Genomic DNA, 19,926 nt, shown 5'->3' on the forward strand with positions numbered 1-19,926 from the left:
AGCATGAACCACAAACAAGTTGACAAGTCGATCTACGAATTCGGCACCTACGTGACCAAGTGCCGCTGGGCGAGCTTTTGGCACCAAGCCGACGAGGTGCTGGCATTCGACCCGGAAACCGTACTGGAGATCGGCCCTGGGCCGGGTGTGTTCAAGGCGGTTCTCAGCCGGTTCGGGCCGCATGTCGAAACGCTGGATCTCGATCCTGAGTTGTCCCCGGATCATATCGCTTCGGCCGACGCCATGCCGTTCGACGATCGTGCATACGACGTGGTTTGTGCTTTCCAGATGCTGGAACACGTACCTTACGAAAAAAGCATGGAGATCTTTCGCGAAATGGTTCGGGTGGCGGCCAAAGGCGTCGTGATCTCGTTACCTGATGCAGCTAAGCGGTGGCCGATGGGCTTTCATATCCCGCGCGTTGGGATGAAATGGTTCTCCGTGCCGAAGCCACGGCTGCGCCCTTTAGAGCACCGCTTTGATGGGCAGCATTACTGGGAGATTAACAAGGTCGGTTACTGTCTGTCGCGGATTCTGCATGACTTGCAACATGTTGCGCCAGTGCAGTTGGTGCGAACCTACCGCGTTTCAGAAAATCCGTATCACCGGTTTTTTGTCTACCAAACAAAATGAGAGTCAGGTAGCCCCATCTGCACGAAGACGCAGACAGGTTTGATTCCCGTGGCAAGGCTGGATCGGTGATTCATGAAGAGCGGCATGCCAAGGATGGGGTGAGTGGTGTGTCCGCAAGGAGGAGATAAATCTGTCCCCGTTTAGCGCGCCGCCAAGCCGGTAAGCACAAGCTTTCGATTGGTCCCGGGTGACTGATTCTGCGATTCAACTACTGACCCACCCGCTCGTTCTGTCAAGTGCTTGGGAGCGTGTGCGGGAGTGGTATCGGTACGGTGATACGCCGCCGGAGCCCGAGTTTGCAGAATGGCAGACGAACCCTAATGAGCAGTTGCAGAGGCTGGGCGAAACGATGCGAGCCGGGTCGCATACTCATCTAGTCTTATACCTAAGACCCTATCCGAAGAAGGGTGGAACGGTACGGCACTATTGTCGCCCGGCCATCGCAACTCAAGTGGTTTGTGCGGCTTATGGGGTGCTTTTGGCGCCCTATCTGGATAGCGTACATGCCGAATTTCTCTTTTGGGTATCAGTGGTACCGAGGGGTTGATCAACATCGGCTTGGATCCGGTGCGCGAGCCGTCTGGGAAAACCGACCCTTCACCCTTGAAGATCGTCAGTGCTACCAGCCGTACCGCCGTGCGCATGGCCTGTTCTGGCGGGTTGCGCATTGGACGTCGCGAACACGACAACCGGCGACCCCATAGAAACGGGCGTTGTGGACCCGAGCGTCAATGCATCTGGCCGATGTCTGGAGCTTGATTACCCCTTCGATATCCAAGAAGCACTGGAAGATCAGGCGTTGCGTCTCGGACTCGCTGAAGGGCTCTGCGATCTCCTTCAACACGTGCGGTATGACGCTGACGGTGCGCCCGGCGACGCCTGGATCCCCAGCCACGTCACACAGACGCTGCCACGCGGAGACGGGGCCGGTCATCCCGGGTTGCCGACCGGACTGGTCATCTCCGGGCTGCTGCTGAAAGTGTGCCTTAACCCATTGGACCGCGTGATGCGGCGCTGGTGTCGATCCGAGCACGCGGTGACGAGGGGCGTGGCGGCTTCCTGCAGCTCGCCGACGACATGCGTTTGTTTGCGCACACAGAAGATCATGAAGCAGGTGTGGGGCGTGTTTCTAGCGGAATGTCGCCACGATACAGGTGTGCGGCGACCGGCAGAAGGCGAATTGATCCTCCTGCCAGAGACCACGGTTCCCAATAGCGAACATTACCTGCTGTCCAGGCTTGCAGCGTAGGCAGGACGCGCGGTGCTGGCGGGATGCCTCTGGCGTGTCCTCCCGTCGGACGCTACACGGAATGTAGCGGTTTCATCGGGGCCTCGGTACCTTAGCAATGAAGCCTTGTTGGCCATGCCCCTGCCGCAGGCCGGGGAAGGAACACCTACCGGTGGCGCGTTCGTTCACCGTGCGCAAAACCGTACTGTTAATAAATTTCAAAAGCATGTGTTGCTCGAAAGTTTTCGTGACTGATGCGCGTGGTGTATACCATGACAGGGGTTTGACTTGTCTTTGGGTGCCCTTCACAGGAGCGACATTGATAGCAATTAGGACGTCAGATCAACAGCACTCAGTATACACCCTATCGCCCTACTTTAATGCCTGACTCAAGTTGAAACGCGTCGAGCTTGTTCGGCGACTAACTTATCGACTGCCATTCCGCTTTTCAGCATTGACATAAACCAGTGCTAAACTGTCTTTTTGTCATCAACAAGAAAAACTTAACATACGATACTAGGAGAAAGCTTCGACCCCATCTAGCTCGTGCAGTTTGAGAAAATCTTTTAAAGCTCAAGGTACCGCCCGACAAGACATAATTAGCATATTCTGTATATAGGTAATTTTCTCTAAAATAATTGTAAGCTGGGATGGGGTGGTTAGATTTATAAAATACTAATACCTCAGTTAGGCTCGACATCTCAACTCCCTTAGAGTTTAATCGGGCAAAAAACTCATAATCTTGCGCGCGATGTAACTCTTCGCAATAACCTCCATGCTCCTTGAAAAGTTTTGTACGTATCACTGCAGTGCAATTCGCAATCCCCATTCTTCTTCTGTTAAATGCTTTATGTATATCATTGGAGTTGGGTGGCCAACTGATCAGTCTACCTTGGTCTGGAACAGAATTTCCGGTGAAGCCACAGGCTTGCCCGCCGAGAACGCCAACATATGGGTGTCGTTCTAAGTATTCAATTTGTTTTTGGAACCGACTTGGACATGACAGGTCGTCACTATCGCAAATCCCAACCAGCTCACCTCGAACATGTGCTAGGCATTTATTTCTTGCGTAGCCGCGCCCTTGATGCTTGTGATGATGTACTTTAATTCGTTTATCCAGAGACGCATGGTGGTGCAGCTTATCTCGTGTCATGTCTGTACTTCCATCGTCTACGACAATAAGTTCCCAATCTTTGAAAGATTGGTTTATTACGCTTTCAATTGCTAATTCTATGGTAGCTTCAGAGTTATAAGATGGCATGATAACAGATAGTTTTGGAATCGGCATCATCGGCTCTCTTTTCGCTTAGTGAGTAAAAAATGCGAGCTTTTTAGATCAATTTATGCGTTTATATCGCTAGAGTTGTACTTTGTGCATAAATCCCAATCGCGTTTATCATAAAGTTTAGCGAGATCTGCTATTAAAGGCCTTAAACGTTGACAGTTTTGATCTATTGACCGAACTCAAACGCGATCGAACCATAAAGCAACGATTGGCATGAGCCGAGAGAAATTTGACGCCTTCGTTACGGCCTTCGCTGATGCATATGACCAAATGTTGCAGGAAAAACTCCGTAACAAGAAAATCTAATGCCTACCGTAAGGAGGTCCCTCGGGTGTTCTCGATACCCACGAAAAGCGCCTTTTTTTCGTCCTGTACTACCTTAAAACCTATCCCACTTTCGATGTCCTTGGATTTCATTTGAAACTCAGCGCAGGCCATGCACACGATTTCGTTGTGTTGTACTCCGAAATGCTCAACCGCGCTCTTGAGTCCTTGAACGTCGCACCGAAGCGAACGGTTCACTCACGCGACGAGTTCAAGAATATTTTTGAAAAATATAGCAATATGATCGTTGATGGAAAAGAAGTCGCCTGCATCCGACCATCGGATGATGACCATCAAAATAAACGATAAAGTGGTAAAAAAAAGACATACCGTCAAAATTCTAACGCTCACCAATAATGACCTGAAAATACTTTATATGAGTCCAGTTTTTAGTGGCTCAGCACATGACTATATGATCATGAAAAAATGCTTGCCTCCACACATTTCTTGGTTTGAAGGCATGACCCTGAGGGCCGACCTTGGCTTTCTTGGCGCAGTAACTGATTATGGACGTGGAGCCGACATTCGTTTACCTCATAAAAGGCCAAAGCGATCAAAAGTGAATCGACATCCACGCTTAACCAAAATTCAACAAAGAGCGAATCGTCATCACTCAAGTATCCGTGTCCTTATCGAGCATGCGATCGCTGGAATCAAATCGTTTCATTGCCTCACGCACCGGATTCGGAACCAGTCATCCGCATTCATAGATCAATTTTTCGGCCTTGCCAGTGGTCTTTGGAACTACAAAATATCATAAATTTCAACATCTAGACGTTCGTAACAACTCTATTGAAATAACTATTTATACACGAATCGCAAATCTAGTCACCAGGAGCGATGATGAGTATCGAAAAAGAGCGAATCGCGCTATTTGCTTTGGTTTTTATGCTTGCGATCTCTTTAATAGGCGCCTCATATGCTCGCTATTTGATATACACTGCACCTGTCGTTATTTTTTTTATCTGGCTAACAACTCCGGGATTACGGATAAAATTTAATCCTGACTTAATACCGTTCTACATAATATTCATATTTTCACTTCTTACTATTCACGCTGGCGGAGTTGAGGGCATTAAAACTTCCATTTTCATGGGTGTATATATTATTACTTTTACTCTCTTCGATTTTTCCAAAATTTCTATACGAATCGATAGAATTGGCTTAGTTTTGATTCTTATCTTCATTTTGCATGCATTCATAGGCGGTAGCGCAGGCGATGCTGTTGAGTTTTCTGTATTAGATTCAAAATCATCATTTGAAAGTACTCTTGCATTCCCGTTCGGATTAATATCATCTTATTATTTGATACAGCGGCAGTATATAAAAGGAATTTTCTTCGGATTATTTGCGCTTCTTGGACTAAAGCGAATAGCTTTGCTGGGCGTCTTTGTCATTTTTATTCTAATTCTAGCACCTAAAAAGATTCAGTTGCTGTTGGTTAGTAAATTAAGCATGGTTATAGTAAGTTTTGTATATTTAATTTTCGTAGTTTCGTTTTCATATGGTATATATGATCAATATATATTAAATTATTTTGGTATTACTGCTAATCACCTCAGCCAAGGTCGGCAGTTGCTTTGGCGTAACCTGCTTGATTACTCAAATTTTGATTTTTTGAATTTTTTATTTATTGGCCTAGGAAATTCAAAATCTATTATAATTTTACAGGATATTTATGGATCAAGAGTTCTTCTTCATAGCGATATTTTTTTGATTTATATCGAATATGGATTGATTTTAGCCATGCTCTTTGTCATCACCTTGTTTGCACAAAAGAGAATCGAATTATCTCTTTTGCCAGTATTCCTTTTTATATTATTTTTGACAGATAATGTTCTTATTTATCAACATGTTATGATTCTTTATCTTCTGTGCCAAAGTCAACTGCGGCGAATCTATGATAGTGCATGAACGGGAACCTCTTTATTGTCCGAAGAACGGTTAAAACAACCGTCTTCAGGATGTCTAATTTATCTTTGAAGCCTTTTGCGGGGGTTAGTCATTGCGGCCGTGATCACAACTCCGTCTAAGACCCAGAACAGCGCTGCGAGATGGGCATGAAGGGGGATGGCAGAAACCCTGAAATCTCTTATCCTTGGAAGTGCAATCTCACCGAGGGTCGAGAGCGATGTTCGAAGTCGCTGCCACTGATGACTTTAGCCCAGTCAAAGCGGCTTCGCCACAGGCTCAGCGATGAAGCCCGCGACGCGTCTCTGGAGCGGGCGCAGTCGCTCACCGCGGCGGGCAGGGTGCGCGCCGCCGGTCGAAGCGAACGCGAAGCGGCCACCGTGATCGGCTGAGGTGGTGAACCGAAAACGGACTCCCCGTAAAGCCGCATCGGCCAGTTGGCCGGTTCTCTCGAACGCATCTGGACTCTGGTCGCCCAGGTACGAGTGCAATCGCCGACTGTTGTGGAACATCGTGATGTCGTCGACGATGTCTGCACTGACTTCCTTTCGGCTCTGGTCGCTGCGCCAGTGGACCCGCTCGGACTTCAAGGAACCGAAGACTCTCTTAACCACCGCGTGGCCCAGCAATCTCCCTTACGGCTCATACGGCCCTCAACGCCTTGGGCATGCGCCGGGAACCGTAGGTGTTGCCCGAAGTCTCATCCAGGTCATTGAACCATTCCAGTTTCTCCTCATGCTCCGGGTCTGGATCCCGGTCCTGACGCCACAGGTCATCGTCGAACCCTCTGCGGTTCACGCCCATCAATCGGCACAGCATTGTCACCGGATAGGCGTTCTTCTCTTGGGCGATGAACTGAAATCTCAGCTCGACTCTTTCGCGAAGAAGGCCGTCCCTTTTTTTAAGATATCCCTCCCCATCTTCAGGCGACGATTCTCCTCACGCAGACGCCGCAGCTCCTCTCCCTCGGATGTCAGCTTTCCATGGCCGCGAAACGCATCGCTCTCGTCGTCCTGAAATTCTTTAACCCACCGCGCCAGCACATTACGGTCGAGGCCCAGTCTCTTGGCTGCCTCGGTCTTGTTGTACCCCTGCTCGGTGACCGGTCTCACCGCCTCCTCATTGAACTCTCTCGTGTATTTCTTACGTGTTGCTATCTCTCAGCTCAGTTTCAGGAATGGTCTCTTAACTAAGTGTCCGCTGCCATTAGACCACCTTAGCTCGAACTGGTCGTCTACAACGTCCAGTTCCGCAACGGAGAGCAAGTCGTCGATCAGGAAGATCGGGTCGCCGCCTCAGCGGCTGTATACCAGATTTAACAATAACTCTGTGCTTGAATCTCAACGGATATGCTCGCTTCGGCGTGTAACCACTATAAATCATTCCTTTAGAGATTTCGTGTTTAGCGACTTATCGCACTTAATGTGTATTTAAAATCTAGCGGTAAAAGATTGTTTTTAAATTGATTTCACATTCCCTGACATCCGTGAGAGCCCTTTGGAAATACAAAACATCATAGATTTTAACATCTAGACATTTGTAACAACTCTAATGATAATTCCATTCAGGAGCGAGAAATTCTTGTTAGATGGAACGATTCGCACGCAACATATGTGTACATATTCTAAACGGTCCTGAAATCATGCGCATTCTTATCGCTCACAACACGTATCGCCATCCAGGAGGCGAGGATAGTGTCTTCCGTACTGAAGTGAACCTGTTACGTGCGCACGGACATGAAGTCTTCACATTCGAGCGACACAATCGAGATGTCCCGAATGGAAACCGCATTTCGACTGCGTTGGGAACGATATGGAATCGTGATGCGTACCGAGCGGTCGCCCATGTGGTCAAGCAAGAACGAATCGAACTCGTTCATTTTCACAATACCTTACCTCTGATTTCTCCTGCAGCGTACTGGGCTGCTCGGTCACAGGGTGCCGCTGTCGTTCAAACCTTTCATAATTATCGATTTTTGTGCCCTAATGGGATGCTTTTCAGGTTGGGCAATCCGTGTGATCTTTGCGCGAAACGGTTGCTCCCGCTACCGGGTATCTGGTTTGGATGTTATCGCGGAAACCGCCTCGCGACGGCAACGGTCGGAGCGACAAGCTTGACACACCGCTTGCTCGGAACCTGGTCAACACAGGTCGATCGCTATATTGTGCTGACTCAATTCGCAAGGAAGCTTTTTGCGCAAGCTGGGATACCCGAGGAACAAATCGTGGTTAAGCCCAACTTTGTTGCGGATCAGCCCCTCAGTCCACGCAGATCGCCGCCCAGCGGCTTCCTATTCGTTGGACGCTTAAGCCCGGAGAAAGGGATCAACACCTTGCTGGCAGCAGTCGAGCAGTGTAACAGCCCAGTTGTCGTGGTTGGCGACGGCCCCGTGGAACTCACTTCGGATCGCACCACACTAATCGCTAAGGGACGCCAGTCTGGACAGCAAGTCCGGGGACTGATGGGACAAGCAACCGCACTCTTATTTCCCTCGACATGCTACGAGGGCTTCCCTATTGTGATTGCTGAAGCCTATGCATCCGGTCTTCCGGTCATTGCCTCTCGTATTGGCGGCATTCCTGAAATCGTTGAGGATGGTGTGACGGGGCTCTTGGTGACTCCGGGTGACCATGTTGAACTCGCGGCAAAAATTCGTTGGGCACAAACACATCTCGATGCCATGTCGAAAATGGGTCTAGAAGCTCGAAAACGTTATGTTGATATTTATAGTCCGGGGCGCAACTATACATTACTGATGAGCATCTATCGTGATGCGCTTGCACGACGTCAGTCCACAGGGCCTGGATACGGGCTGTCTGTCAACGAAAGTCATCATTCAAAAAATGGGTGATGCAATCTTTTAAGGCATCGATCATAACATCATATTTGGCATGCCAAAGTCATTAAATGGCACAATGATTGCATAAAGTTGATCACTGTCTGCGCTTAAATTACGACATCGGAATCACAGTCCAACGCGCTCATAATCCAGTGTGACGGACGTGTCTAATCTCTTGATTTAGTTTTTCAAATCAAGCACCTAGGAGATCAATAAGCGTGCAGGACGCAGCCCGCGCCAATCGAGACAGATCGCGCGGACTCAATATCATGAACAACGGTCTGACAGCACGAGAATCGAATGAACACTAGGTGTCATATTGTGACGCGAAATCGTCTCTTCGGTCACCAAAATCATCTCTTCACGCGAATCAAGACTCAAGGTGATGACCGGTGCTCTGTAACGAGGCGACGGTCCGCCCGAGATGTCACCACTCTTCGGTGGAATGACATGACAACCATAAAAATGAAACACCCTGAGGTTTTTGATGCGATTGGAACATCCGTTGCCGCGACTACCTTTCAAGAATTCTCACAGGATATCCAGCGACAGTTGAAGTCCGGCAGAGGAGGCTATGTCACCTTCGCCAATTCCCACACCACAGTGATGGCTCGACGCGATCCGGTCTATGCCAACGCACTCACGAAAGCATACAGGATCCTTCCTGATGGTCGTTCGGTCTATCTCGTCGGGCGTCTTCGCTATCGGAAACGACTCGAACAACTTGCAGGCCCCGATGTGATGGGCAAACTTCTCACCCAACCTTTCGAACCCGCACTGCGCCATTTTTTCTATGGCAGTACCCAAGAAACACTCTCCTTGTTGATCGCTCGAATCAAACAGTCGCACCCAAATGCGATCATCGTTGGTCAGGAGTCGCCCCCATTTCGCCCCCTCTCATCCGAGGAACAAGAAGCAGCGTTGCGCCGCATTCAGGGCGCGCAAGCCGACATCATCTGGATCGGGCTTGGCGCTCCAAAACAGGAACTTTGGATGTCGGAGCATGCCAACCAGCTCAAGCCCGCCATCCTGTTCGGTGTCGGAGCAGCATTCGATTTCCACGCAGGGACCTCAACACGCGCTCCCGACTGGATGCGACGTGCTGGATTGGAATGGCTCCACCGACTGACTCAAGAACCAAAACGTCTCTGGAGACGCTACGCACTTAGCAATAGCTTCTTCCTGTTCTATGTATTCAAGGATCTAATCACTCAGCGAGCTCAAAAATCACAGACTTAAATTTGATCACTGTGATTGAGAGTACTGCATAGAGATTATCTCGATCAAGCATGGATGATTTGAATCTGGAGTTCCCATGAATACGATGGATGACTTGGAAGACTTTCGCTGGATTAGTGGGCGCGTTGTTTGGATTCTTGTCTCGGTTGCCGCCATCGCACTGGGATTCATGTACGCACCGGGCGCAACCGAACTGCTCAAGATCTGGGGGGAGTCCGCAGAGTATAGCTACGGATACTTTATCCCCATTGTCAGCCTGTTGATGGTTTGGCAACAGAAACATACGCTTTCCCAAATGCCGTTCAAAGCGAGCTGGATCGGGCTCCTTGTTCTTGCCGGTGGACTCTTTTTTTATTTTGTCGGAACCCTTAGCACGATCTTCTTGATCGTTCACTATTCTTTCATTTTAGTCTTGTTTGGCCTCGTGTTATCGATGACTGGTTGGCCACCGATGCGTTTCATCTGGCCCGCGCTCGTCTACCTGGCCTTCATGATCCCATTCCCTCCATTTTTGTACACGCAGCTGTCCTTCGCTCTTCAATTAATCTCGTCTGAGATTGGCGTCGCTGTCATCCGCTGGTTTGGAATCTCTGTCTTCCTTGAAGGAAACGTCATCGATCTCGGCGACTATAAATTGCAGGTTGTCGACGCCTGTAGTGGCCTACGCTATCTCTTCCCACTGATGAGCTTTGGCTTCTTAATGGCCTATCTCTTCCGAGGCCCACTCTGGCAACGGATCGTCTTGTTTCTCTCGACGATTCCCATCACTGTGCTGATGAATAGCTTCAGAATTGGCGTGATCGGAGTCTTGGTTGAATATTTCGGGATTGCAATGGCGGAGGGTTTCCTGCACGACTTCGAAGGCTGGGCCATCTTTATGGCATGCACAGTCATCCTAGTGATCGAGGCATGGATCTTCTGGCGCTTTTCCAAATCACGTCCACCGTCTTTTTGGGACGCCTTCAATCTTGATCTGCCAGAGTCTCCTCCTGCGAGTCAAGCCGTCCACACGCGCACGCTGCCCCGCTCGTTTCTCGTCGCGGTTGCGCTCATCGTGGTCGCGGCATTTGCTTCAGAGGCTCTGAGTTCTCGCCCGATACCCGAACATCAACGAACAAGTTTCATCGTATTCCCTGATCGGATTGGTGCCTGGGATGGTCGCCCGGATACACTCGAGGCAGCAATTCTAGAAGAACTGGATGTTGATGACTATTTCATCGGTGATTTCCTGTCTCAAAACCGCCAGCGGGTGAACTTCTACGTAGCCTATTACGGATCCCAGCAAGCAGGCGCCGCGGCACACTCACCACGCTCTTGTATTCCTGGCGGTGGCTGGAAAATCACGGACCTCCGGACCCAGGTGCTAGATGAGGTGCTCGTCCGCGGCGAACCCCTCACGGTGAATCGCTTGAAGATTCAACGCGGCGATGATAAACAACTCGTTTACTATTGGTTTGATCAGCGCGGTCGTCTCCTGACCAATGAATATGCGGTCAAGTGGTACCTCTTCTGGGATGCCCTCACCCAGAACCGGACGGATGGGGCACTGATTCGACTCACGACCGTCGTCCAGCCTGGCGAGGACTGGAGTGATGCGGACGCCCGCCTGACCGAGTTTGCTGATCTAGTCAATCCGCAGTTGACCCCGTTCTTACCCGATTGACGGATGATGACGAGATGGCTGTAGGGAACCCTACTTCGTTTGGACGTGGGCACTGCTGATCCGCTGTGGCAGCGCCGTTCTGCTTCAACAATTCATGAGTTGATAAATGGGAGTCTCCATGACGAATCGAACAAGGACCTTTTTGCTCGCTTGCGTGATCTTTCTGCTCGCCGGTTGCGGCGCTGAGGATCGCAAGGATCGCTACCTCAATCGAGGCATCGAGTTATTCGAAGCAGGCGACCTGATCAAGGCACGCCTGGAGTTCAGAAACGCACTGCAGATTGACGACAAAGACGCCACGGCCTGGATGATGTTGGGTCAGATCGAAGAGGATGAGCAGAATTGGGCACAAGCCTTTGGTGCCTATACGCGTTCGATCGAATTGGATCCGAATCTGATCGAAGCGCTGGTGCGACGCGGACGTCTTCTGTTGGCTGCCAATCAGGTCGAAGAGGCCCGCCTAGATGCCGGTCTTGCGCTCGAACTCGAGCCTGAGAATCCTGATGCACTGGTGTTGCGCGGGGCCATTGAGCGCAGATCGGGCGATATCGACACCGCATTAGCCGACATCGAGCATGCACTTGCGCTCGTCCCGAATCATCGTGAAGGGCTGGTATTGCTCGGCCAAATCCGACTCAGTCAGGATGATGTTGCGGGCGCAATCGCCGCGACGCGCGAGGCCATCGACAGCAACCCGAATGACACCGAACTTCTCCTGATTCTAGGTGGGATCTACGAAACACTCGGCCGAACACAAGACGCCTTGGCAACCTTGCGACAGATCATCGAGATCGAGCCTGGCATCATTTCACACCGGCAGCGTCTGGCTGGATTTCTAGCACAACAAGGGTCCTTGGATGAGGCTATCGGGGTTTATCGGGACGCCATTAATGCAAACCCCCAAGAAACCGAGTTAAAGCTCGCGCTCGTGCGGTTCATCGCTCAGAATCAATCACTTGAGCAGGCCGGTCTCGAGGCCGAAGCGTTACTCGCCGTCAATCCGCAAGCGCATCAGGTGCGGTTCGCGCGTGCTGAGATCCAAGCGAGTCAGGGGGATGTTTCAGCCGCGCGCGCGAACTATCGAACCGTTATGGATCAAGCGGGCCTCACCGCAGCCGGCTTGGAAGCCCACTGGCGTTTAGCGATCCTTGAGCTGGCGCAAGGCAATCCGGACGAAGCTTGGACTCTAGCCGAAACGGTTCTAAACGAGGATTCGAACAATGAGCAGGCGCTTTTGATTCGTGCCTCGCTAGCCTTGCAGCGAGAACAGCCCGATCAAGTGATCGCGGATACGCGAACCGTGATGCGTCTCGACCCCACCTCCCTCGATGCAATCCGGCTCCTCGCCCAAGCCCATTTGCAGAAAGAAGATTTTGCACTCGCACAAGATGTTCTGCAAAACGCGATCACGCTCGCCCCAACGGAACCAACCAGTTATCTCGATCTGGCACGGGTCCGCGTCCTCTCCGGTGATCTCAATGGCGCCTTATCCGTATTGGATGAACTCTTAAGACAGGTGCCTGGGAGCGTGGAGGCGCAAAATGCCATTGCGCAGATCCAATTGGGACAGCAAGACTGGACGGCTTTGGAGTCCTCGTCCAATCGAATTCTCGAAGACAATCCCGAGCACCCACTCGGCTATTACTTGCGCGGCCTGCTCCTCGAGCGTCAGGGTGATAACGAAAACGCCATTGCCGCATTTGAGGCGTCGATCGAACGCGCACCCGATACCATCGAGCCTGTACTCGCTCTCACACGTGTCTACGCGAGCCTTGGACGATTCAATGCAGCAGAACGCACGATCCGCCAACTGCTCGCCTCAAGCCCCAATAACATCACTGCATCCACCCTGCTTGCGGAAATTCTCGTCGCCGATGAACGACCCGAGGAGGCACGTGAGATCTATCAAGAAGTCATCCGCTTCAGTGGCCAAGCGCCGGCCGGCTATCTCGGCCTAGCGCAAATTCAACAGCGCAGCGATGACATTGAGGGTGCGATTGCAACCCTTCGCCGGGGCGCGGATGCGACCGAGCGGAATGACTTCCTGCTCTTCAACCTAGCCGTGCTCCTGCAACAATCGGGACAGGATGACGATGCCGCCGCACTCTACGAGGAGATCCTCGCCAGCAGCCCAGGGGCTGACGTCGTCGCCAACAATCTCGCGATGCTCTTGACCGCAAGCCCCGATGCGTCTCGAGACCAACTCGAACGGGCACTGGATCTTGCATCTCGTTTCACCAACAGCACACAACCCGCATTCCTGGACACGCTGGGCTGGGCTCAATATCGTCTCGGACGCTACGAACAAGCCGCTACGACCCTCGCGCGCGCCATGGCGGCCGGCGAACCCTTTGCCGAACTCGAATACCACTTAGGAATGGCCTATCTGAAGACCGGCCGGGAAGCGGAGGGGGTGAAACTACTCCAACGTGCCATCGAGTCTGGCACGATCTTCCCCGGCATTGAGGATGCGCAGGCTGCCCTTGCCGCGGTCGCGGTCAGCGTCGAGGAGCGCTGAGTGCATCAAGTAGCAGGCTGCCGAGGTTTGGCAGCCTCTTACAGCGACGGCCAACATCGTGTCACGTCGATCTAAAAGGTCGATTTCAAATTGTGGATGGATTTATTGAGGATGGTTCCGAGAATCCGCTGACCGTCGAGCAGTTCATAAGCGCGCCGCAGTTCCTCGCGTGTCGTTTTGCCTTCCTCCAAAACCAGGAGAATGGCATCGACATTGGGAGCGAAGGCCATGACGTCATCCCCCACGAACAGGGGCGGCAGATCGAATAGGACGATGCGATCTGGATATCGTGTCTTGAGCTCTTCAACCAGTTGGACCATCCGCGGGCTAGAGAGCTGCTCGGAGGAGTTCACCATCGACTCCCGCCCGGGAAGGATTACGAGTCGAGCGATTCCAGGGTGAACCATGATTTCAGAGATATCAAGATACCCGAGCAGATAATCACTGATGCCATTCAGATGTGCTGGTGAAAGATAGTTGGCGAGCGATGGATGGCGAAGATCCAGATCGGCCACCAACACGGTCTGATTGACCTCCATCGCCAGGCTGATCCCTAGATTCAATGCCGTCAGGGTCTTGCCGTGGTTTTGGCGAGTCGCGGTAATCCCGAGCGTGCGCCATCCGTTCGTGCGCAGCCGCTGCAAGATTTGTGTCCGTAAGATCTTATAGGCCGCGCCGGCCGGACTTGCTGATAAATCCGTGATCACGCGATGCGCAGCTAAATACTCCGGATCAAGTTCAATGGTGCGTGTTTGAGTATAGTTCGGCTTGACCTCGTGTTCCGTTGCCCGGGCTCGTGCGTTCTTCGATTCGTTTGACTCGACTGCTTGCGAGTCGATCGGTCGCTCGTTCACAGCGTCCGTCCTCACGCCATCCTCCGAGGCAAACCCTTGCTTCGCCTCGGATCTTTCGTCCGACGCGACCGTCGCACTAGGACGTGCCCTCAGCTCAGCGCGACCGGGCTGCGATCGGCTCGCTGATTTCTCGCGGCCTAAACGAGACCATTGCACCTCGAACCAGTGCTTCACCCCTAATAGGTCATCGCGACGTTGCGCGAGAGTGCGGGCCAAGCGTTGTTGCCACCGCGATGCGGGTCTGCGCGACTCCCACTCCACCTCAACAGGCGCTGTCCGCTCTGGCCCTGGCATGACGCCGCCCGCTGCGGGTGCGCCAAGGGTTGCGGACGGCTGATCGCCAGATCGGGGGTTTCCTATCGCCAGCGACTGCGTTGCGGAATCGCGATACAGCATCTCCAAATCGGACTCACCATCAGACGAGGGTCCTTGCCATCCCGGTAACGTCTGCGGGGCATTCGGGGTCAATGCGAATGGATTGCCATCGTATGGGTCATCTAACTCGCTCGGATGGGGTGCGGACACCTCCTCCGAGGAGTGCTGAAACGAACCGCTGTGAGCAGCTTGTGCCAGTGGCGCGTAAGACGGCGGTACCCGTCGCGCATGCCGCCACGGGCGCCCCTGCATCTGCGATGGACGCATCGGCTGGCCGGTCGACCGATCGGGCGCGCAGCGTCTCGGTCGCGAGTCGCTTGTCGCTGGCGGAACGGGCGGCGCGGCAGACGTCTGGCGTGGGTCTGGCGCGGCAGGCAGCGCTGCGGTCGCGGCCCTCGGTGATGGCATAGCAGCGGATACGGGTGCACCGTCAGGGGCTTCGATTGGCACTTTCCCAGATCGTTGCGGCACGTTACGAGAAACCTGGACCACCATTTCACTAGGCAGTTGAGGTCGCGTTGCACCCGAACTCGCGGCCGCGATCGTGGTCGTTGGCGCGTCGACCGATGACGCCTGCTCCTCGCTACCTCGTGACGTCAGCACAGGGCTGTCTGATTGAACCCGCAGTTGGCCTTGCGCTGGAAGAAGAACCCGCCGCGCACCATTCATGCGATGACTTCCGGAGCGACTGGCGGCTGGCTCGGGCGCGAAGGCTGGCGTCGGCAGCGCTGGGGTACGTGGTTGGCGGAGCGATGCCTCGGCGGCCGGAGCCGCGGCTGGAACCGACGCGGCCGCGGTCACACTCCTCCCCACTCCGGCTTGGGATGAGGCTGTGGGTGATCTTGAAGACGCTTTGACCCTCTTGCCGGAGGATGGCGGTTGCGTCGACGGCGATCGTGCCGCGGGACGACCCATGCGCTCGGGTGGTGCCACGCTGCTAGTCGATGATGCCCTCTCAACCCTGCGCCCGGATCGACCCCTATTCTGGGGCCAATCGATTTGAGCGGAGGTCGTCGGTGATGGTTGAACAGGCATGCCAGTGCCGGACGGCAGCACCTCGGGCGTGAGCTTGGAGGTCGAACTGGTCTCCTTGATCGCCACCGGACGCGCTGGGATGTCCACCGCGAGGTCTGTTGCAACCTTGGGAGACGATTGCTTTGGCTCCTTTCGCTGCGCGCTCGCCGGAGGATCAGATGCGGAAGAGACCTCGGCGGTGCTTAGCCCGCTGGTCACCTGCTCCACAGCCGGGGCGTTTGAACTCGTCACCGCCGGAACATCCGGTGGCGGCTGAGGATGACTCGTCTGGGTCGACTCAAAGTTTGAGGCGCGTTCTCTCGCGAACCGATCCCGCCAGTCGCGAAAATGCTCAAGGGAAACGCCATGAAGATCGCAGTAGGCCTTGAGTGTGAGACCGCTATCGGCCCAGCCTGCAACGAGGCCACGCCAATGCTCGCGGATGCTCAAGGAGGTCGTCGCGTTGCGCGCGAGATCTTGCGGGAGGTCGGGGTCAAGACTGATGGTCAAGCTGCTCGCAACGGCGCTCGCCTCCACCGGGATGACCGGTGTTGGCGGGAGAGCCGATGTTGGAAGACCGGACGGCACCAAAACGAGTTGGACCGCGTGATTCGGCGACGTCGGTAAGTCTATCCTGTCGGGTCTCGCGGGTACCGCTGTCTCTTGTGATGGCTTGAGGTCCGGATCCGCCTGCTCGGGTTCGCCGCGCAACCCGGCCGGCTGGGTCACGACGTCAGGGAGGGTCTCGAGCGAGATCGTCAGGCTTTCCTCTTCCAAGGGCAAGACGTGCGGCACGGTCGCCAAGGCCGCCGTGTGGCTCGACAGAACCCGCAACTGTGGCGCCGCACTGTACGTCGTGCGATGCATGACGGGCGCCGGGGGCAAATCGACCAGGGTCGGGCGTGACGGCAAGGAGGACGACGTCACCCGCTGAGTCGGAGCCGAAGTCTGATCCGTGACCGACTCCCGTGACGGTGGCGAAGCGACGGGAGACGCTGGGTGGGTCGGCGCCTCCGCAGCCGCTTGATGCGTCTGTGTTAGGGCTTTCTGACGCGACGCAATCGCCCGCTCTTGCGCGAGACGGTCACGCCAGCGCCGAAAATTCGCGAGCGTCACACCCTGTTGTCTGCAGTAGTCCTCCTGACTGAGTCCGCTGCCCGACCAGCCTGCAATCAAGGCCGCCCATTGTGCTTGCGTGAGTCGTTTCGTTGCCATCCCTCAAAGCCTCGCCAATTGACGCGTTCCGCGATTGACCCGGCGTCACAGACAACAGGAGGCATGGTTGGTTGCCGTGCTCAAAGCCATCCTCGAGTTTCAACTATGATTTTAACGCATCCGAAGACATCGGGGCATGAGATCCGCAATCCAGGATGATCCGGCAATCCGGCTCCGAATGGACGCTGTGCTCAGACTCGCCCCCATCGCGTGCCTCGAATGGGAGTATAGGCGCCGTATCAGACAGGACATCGCGACCCGACGTGGGAGTCTGATCGTACCGCCCCGGCCTCGTCGGTCACTTTGGGGTGATCGGCTGGATGCGAACCTGGAGCAAGCCACCCGCTGGCAGGGTCAACTGGACTGGCTGAAATCCAACCTTCTCGAATTGTGCCATGTCACGATAAGGCCCGATCGGATCCTCCGCTGCTTGCAACGCATAGCGTCCCGGCCGCAGCGCAAACACCGTCAGGTGCCAATTCGCTCCGTCGCGAACCAACCGATAGCCGCCAAAAGGTCGCGCCAGCGGCTCGCCGATGAACATGCCCTGTCCGGGCATCCGCACGCTCTTCCAGTACGCCTCGATCAAGGTCGAACCGGTTACGTAGGCCCCGATCAGCACGGTTGGATGCGGAAATTTGTCCAACAGATTGCAGGGTTCAACCACGGTACCATAGCTTCCCGTCGCACCTGCTTCGAGCCAGCGCAAACTGCTCATCTGGCCGCTTCCGATCAACTGTCCGCCGGTTGAGGTCAAGTGGTCGGCCAGCGCGCCCGGAAGAAAACGATTGGTGTCGAGCTTGGGTACGGACACCAGCCCGGTGAGGTAAAAGAGCACATCGTCCTTGTTCTCGATCGCATCGGCGTCGATCCGCGCAAGTTGGACGGCACCGCCAAGCCGCTCGATCGTACGCGCGAAGGTCGTCGCACGAACCGTCCGTGCCGAATCTGTGGTGTTGACGAGATACCCGGTGCCGGACGGCAGGGTGTTGTCCGCCGCGACCCCACGATCGATCAACGCCTGAACGTCCGCGAGGGTCTCCCCAGCCAGGGCAATGGTCGGTCGAATCCCGAAATCGGTATAGGGCCGATCGCTACCCGAGGCAAAATAAGCGCTGGCACGGGTCGGTCGACACCCGGTCGCACAAAAGGCCTCATCGTAGCCCGCTGCAAAGGCAGAGGTCATCGACATACAACCGACCCGATAAGGAAGGGTCCAGGTCAATACATAAGCCTGGACCCCTGCTGGAGTTGCCGCCCGCACGCTTCGATCAATCCGCTCGAATGTCTTCAAATCCATCACCGGATCACCCGGTTTGAAACGGATGTGAATCAGATTTTGACTTGGAATGTTCCGCCGTTTTACAAAGTAGTCGGCGATCTGCTGACTGGTGGGATCGAGATCGTTGATGATGACAGCCAGATCCTCCGGACCCAGGGCTTGGCGGGGGAGCTCGATCCTGGGCGGTTCAACCTGCCCCGCGGCCACCTGCCCCACGGCCAACCCAAGGATCAGCAGACCGATGGGCAGCACATCGCGCATCGACCGGAGCGGCGCCCGGTCGATCACGATGCTGGCTGCAACACCCTTCTGACGATACATCATTTTCGTCTGGATCCTGGGCGGGCCTTGGCTCGGGGTATCTGCGTCACGTTTTAGAAATATGAGACGCAGTGAAGGTTCAGGTTGAAGCTTGAGTCAATCTTTCGAGTTCGTTGACGGATCCGGGCCGTCATGCTGTTGATGGCGAAAAGTTGCAACCGTCATGTCCAGTGCACCCGCACCGGCTCCTACCTTGTCACCATTGCGATGGTGTCGAGTCGATCGCGAGTATCAAGTATATCAACCTGGTGGTTTGATCCGGTCAACGGGCGAGCCTCGCGCATTTCGCTGACCAAAACTCGCGCAAGGATTGTCACATCTTGACGTTCTGAAGGCCTTTGTGGATCTGCCCGATGCGGGTGACTGAGACGCATAGCGCCTGCGTCATCTCGCACGCGGCGGCCCCCTGCGCATCAAGGCTAACAGCGGATTTAACCGGGGGAATCGCACCTGATTTACACTTTTCGAGCACTCGATGGCGTAAAGCTCGCTGGACTGTAAAATTTCTCGACACCAAGAATCTTCAACAAAGCACTGTATTTTAAATGAAAAAATGGCTTCTGACAGTCTTGTCTTGGCGGCTGTAAAATCAGACTTACAGTATTCTCGGCGTGACTGTCGAGGTTTTTTACACTGAATTCGCATGGGCTGAGTTCAGCATGCAAGAGCGGTCGCGGAAAGCCATGCGATGTGACAATGATGGCACTCACTCGCCGCCTCGGGGCAAAGCCGCGAGCCCAGGCCGGGGTCCGTTCAGCCGATTCACTCAGGCGGGTCGCAACCAATCCTGCGGAGCGGGACAGAGGTGTTTCCGCCTCGACACCCAGACCTCTTTCTCGGAAACCTGCTGATCGGCCCAAGCAAGAGGATCGGCTTGTTTTCCGAACCCGGATTCCCCCCTCTTGCCGCCAGAAAACGATCGGTGTCGTGATCGAAGAGATGCGACGGCGCGACGGCGTTGGTTCAGATCACCGCCGGATTTGATATTTTGGCTCAGAATTTGCTTACAGTAAAGATGATCAGAGGATCGTGATGCTGGAGTCCGTTTGATGTTGCGGAGCGGAATCGCTTCCTTCACCGGGTGTCAATATTGATCAGGGTGCCACATCAGTCAGGAGTGTCACTTGACTGCCTGGATACCCCTGGAGCCCAGGGTGACACGGCAGAACGCGTGTCATGCATCATCAAATGCCGTTGTATTAAAGCTTTGTAATCAGGCCTTATA

Annotated in this window: 13 protein-coding genes and 2 pseudogenes; 10 read left to right on the top strand and 5 right to left on the bottom strand. The window is 54.0% G+C overall.

The features are described 5' to 3' along the window. Positions 1-3: 3 nt before the first annotated feature. Entirely contained in the window at positions 4-633 is a 630-nt protein-coding gene (locus CKO25_RS11545; protein WP_200388083.1) for a class I SAM-dependent methyltransferase, read from the top strand. Positions 634-1,300: 667 nt separating this feature from the next. Further along, positions 1,301-1,882 (top strand): hypothetical protein, encoded by a 582-nt coding sequence (locus tag CKO25_RS11550; RefSeq protein ID WP_200388084.1) that lies wholly within the window; start codon positions 1,301-1,303, stop codon positions 1,880-1,882. A 427-nt stretch (positions 1,883-2,309) separates the two neighbouring features. On the opposite strand, the gene CKO25_RS11555 is transcribed toward CKO25_RS11550, so the two are convergent. Further along, on the bottom strand, positions 2,310-3,152 hold the full coding sequence (locus CKO25_RS11555) for a glycosyltransferase family 2 protein (RefSeq protein WP_200388085.1): 843 nt from the start codon (positions 3,150-3,152) through the stop codon (positions 2,310-2,312). Positions 3,153-3,720: 568 nt separating this feature from the next. Between CKO25_RS11555 and CKO25_RS11565 the strand changes: the two genes are divergently transcribed. Together CKO25_RS11565 and CKO25_RS11570 are read left to right on the top strand one after the other, a co-directional pair. Beyond that, on the top strand, positions 3,721-4,230 hold the full coding sequence (locus tag CKO25_RS11565; RefSeq protein WP_200388086.1) for a transposase family protein: 510 nt from the start codon (positions 3,721-3,723) through the stop codon (positions 4,228-4,230). A gap of 83 nt (positions 4,231-4,313) precedes the next feature. Further along, complete coding sequence (locus tag CKO25_RS11570; protein WP_200388087.1) at positions 4,314-5,384, top strand: hypothetical protein; 1,071 nt, start codon at positions 4,314-4,316, stop codon at positions 5,382-5,384. 443 nt (positions 5,385-5,827) lie between these two features. Here CKO25_RS11570 and CKO25_RS11575 read toward each other — a convergent pair. Next, positions 5,828-6,538: pseudogene (locus tag CKO25_RS11575) on the bottom strand (transposase); the annotation flags it as partial. A gap of 431 nt (positions 6,539-6,969) precedes the next feature. Here CKO25_RS11575 and CKO25_RS11580 point away from each other — a divergent pair. The 4 genes from CKO25_RS11580 (at position 6,970) to CKO25_RS11595 (ending at position 13,640) form a co-directional block, all read left to right on the top strand. Further along, positions 6,970-8,232, top strand: a complete 1,263-nt coding sequence (locus CKO25_RS11580) for a glycosyltransferase family 4 protein (RefSeq protein ID WP_200388088.1) — start codon at positions 6,970-6,972, stop codon at positions 8,230-8,232. A gap of 438 nt (positions 8,233-8,670) precedes the next feature. Further along, positions 8,671-9,459 (top strand): WecB/TagA/CpsF family glycosyltransferase, encoded by a 789-nt coding sequence (locus tag CKO25_RS11585; RefSeq protein WP_200388089.1) that lies wholly within the window; start codon positions 8,671-8,673, stop codon positions 9,457-9,459. 76 nt (positions 9,460-9,535) lie between these two features. Beyond that, positions 9,536-11,122 carry a VPLPA-CTERM-specific exosortase XrtD gene (gene xrtD / locus CKO25_RS11590; RefSeq protein ID WP_242467570.1) on the top strand — a complete coding sequence of 529 codons (1,587 nt, stop codon included), beginning with the start codon at positions 9,536-9,538 and terminating at the stop codon, positions 11,120-11,122. A 118-nt stretch (positions 11,123-11,240) separates the two neighbouring features. Then, a complete protein-coding gene (locus tag CKO25_RS11595) occupies positions 11,241-13,640 on the top strand; it encodes a tetratricopeptide repeat protein (protein WP_200388090.1) in 2,400 nt (799 codons plus the stop codon). A gap of 71 nt (positions 13,641-13,711) precedes the next feature. Here the strand turns inward: CKO25_RS11595 and CKO25_RS11600 are convergent, their stop codons facing one another. Next, on the bottom strand, positions 13,712-14,509 hold the full coding sequence (locus tag CKO25_RS11600) for a CpsD/CapB family tyrosine-protein kinase (protein WP_207162227.1): 798 nt from the start codon (positions 14,507-14,509) through the stop codon (positions 13,712-13,714). Positions 14,510-15,701: 1,192 nt separating this feature from the next. Here CKO25_RS11600 and CKO25_RS11605 point away from each other — a divergent pair. After that, the gene (locus CKO25_RS11605; RefSeq protein ID WP_200388091.1) at positions 15,702-15,872 is read left to right on the top strand and encodes a hypothetical protein; all 171 of its coding nucleotides are present in this window, start codon (positions 15,702-15,704) and stop codon (positions 15,870-15,872) included. Between the two features lie 30 nt (positions 15,873-15,902). Next, a complete protein-coding gene (locus tag CKO25_RS11610) occupies positions 15,903-16,160 on the top strand; it encodes a hypothetical protein (protein ID WP_200388092.1) in 258 nt (85 codons plus the stop codon). 14 nt (positions 16,161-16,174) lie between these two features. Here the strand turns inward: CKO25_RS11610 and tnpA are convergent. Together tnpA and CKO25_RS11615 are read right to left on the bottom strand one after the other, a co-directional pair. Further along, positions 16,175-17,098: pseudogene (gene tnpA, locus CKO25_RS22155) on the bottom strand (IS66 family insertion sequence element accessory protein TnpA); the annotation flags it as partial. A 298-nt stretch (positions 17,099-17,396) separates the two neighbouring features. Next, the gene (locus CKO25_RS11615; RefSeq protein WP_242467571.1) at positions 17,397-18,704 is read right to left on the bottom strand and encodes a TIGR03790 family protein; all 1,308 of its coding nucleotides are present in this window, start codon (positions 18,702-18,704) and stop codon (positions 17,397-17,399) included. Positions 18,705-19,926 lie beyond the last annotated feature (1,222 nt).

It is taken from the genome of Thiocapsa imhoffii (genome assembly GCF_016583985.1).
GTDB classification, from domain to species: domain Bacteria; phylum Pseudomonadota; class Gammaproteobacteria; order Chromatiales; family Chromatiaceae; genus Thiocapsa; species Thiocapsa imhoffii.

Excerpts from the sequence above, each read along its gene's own strand:
- CKO25_RS11545 (WP_200388083.1), top strand. The coding sequence starts at position 4 with ATGAACCACAAACAAGTTGACAAGTCGATCTACGAATTCGGCACCTAC.
- CKO25_RS11555 (WP_200388085.1), bottom strand. The coding sequence starts at position 3,152 with ATGATGCCGATTCCAAAACTATCTGTTATCATGCCATCTTATAACTCT.
- CKO25_RS11565 (WP_200388086.1), top strand. The coding sequence starts at position 3,721 with ATGGAAAAGAAGTCGCCTGCATCCGACCATCGGATGATGACCATCAAA.
- CKO25_RS11570 (WP_200388087.1), top strand. The coding sequence starts at position 4,314 with ATGAGTATCGAAAAAGAGCGAATCGCGCTATTTGCTTTGGTTTTTATG.
- CKO25_RS11580 (WP_200388088.1), top strand. The coding sequence starts at position 6,970 with ATGGAACGATTCGCACGCAACATATGTGTACATATTCTAAACGGTCCT.
- CKO25_RS11585 (WP_200388089.1), top strand. The coding sequence starts at position 8,671 with ATGACAACCATAAAAATGAAACACCCTGAGGTTTTTGATGCGATTGGA.
- xrtD (WP_242467570.1), top strand. The coding sequence starts at position 9,536 with ATGAATACGATGGATGACTTGGAAGACTTTCGCTGGATTAGTGGGCGC.
- CKO25_RS11595 (WP_200388090.1), top strand. The coding sequence starts at position 11,241 with ATGACGAATCGAACAAGGACCTTTTTGCTCGCTTGCGTGATCTTTCTG.
- CKO25_RS11610 (WP_200388092.1), top strand. The coding sequence starts at position 15,903 with ATGCCAGTGCCGGACGGCAGCACCTCGGGCGTGAGCTTGGAGGTCGAA.
- CKO25_RS11615 (WP_242467571.1), bottom strand. The coding sequence starts at position 18,704 with ATGATGTATCGTCAGAAGGGTGTTGCAGCCAGCATCGTGATCGACCGG.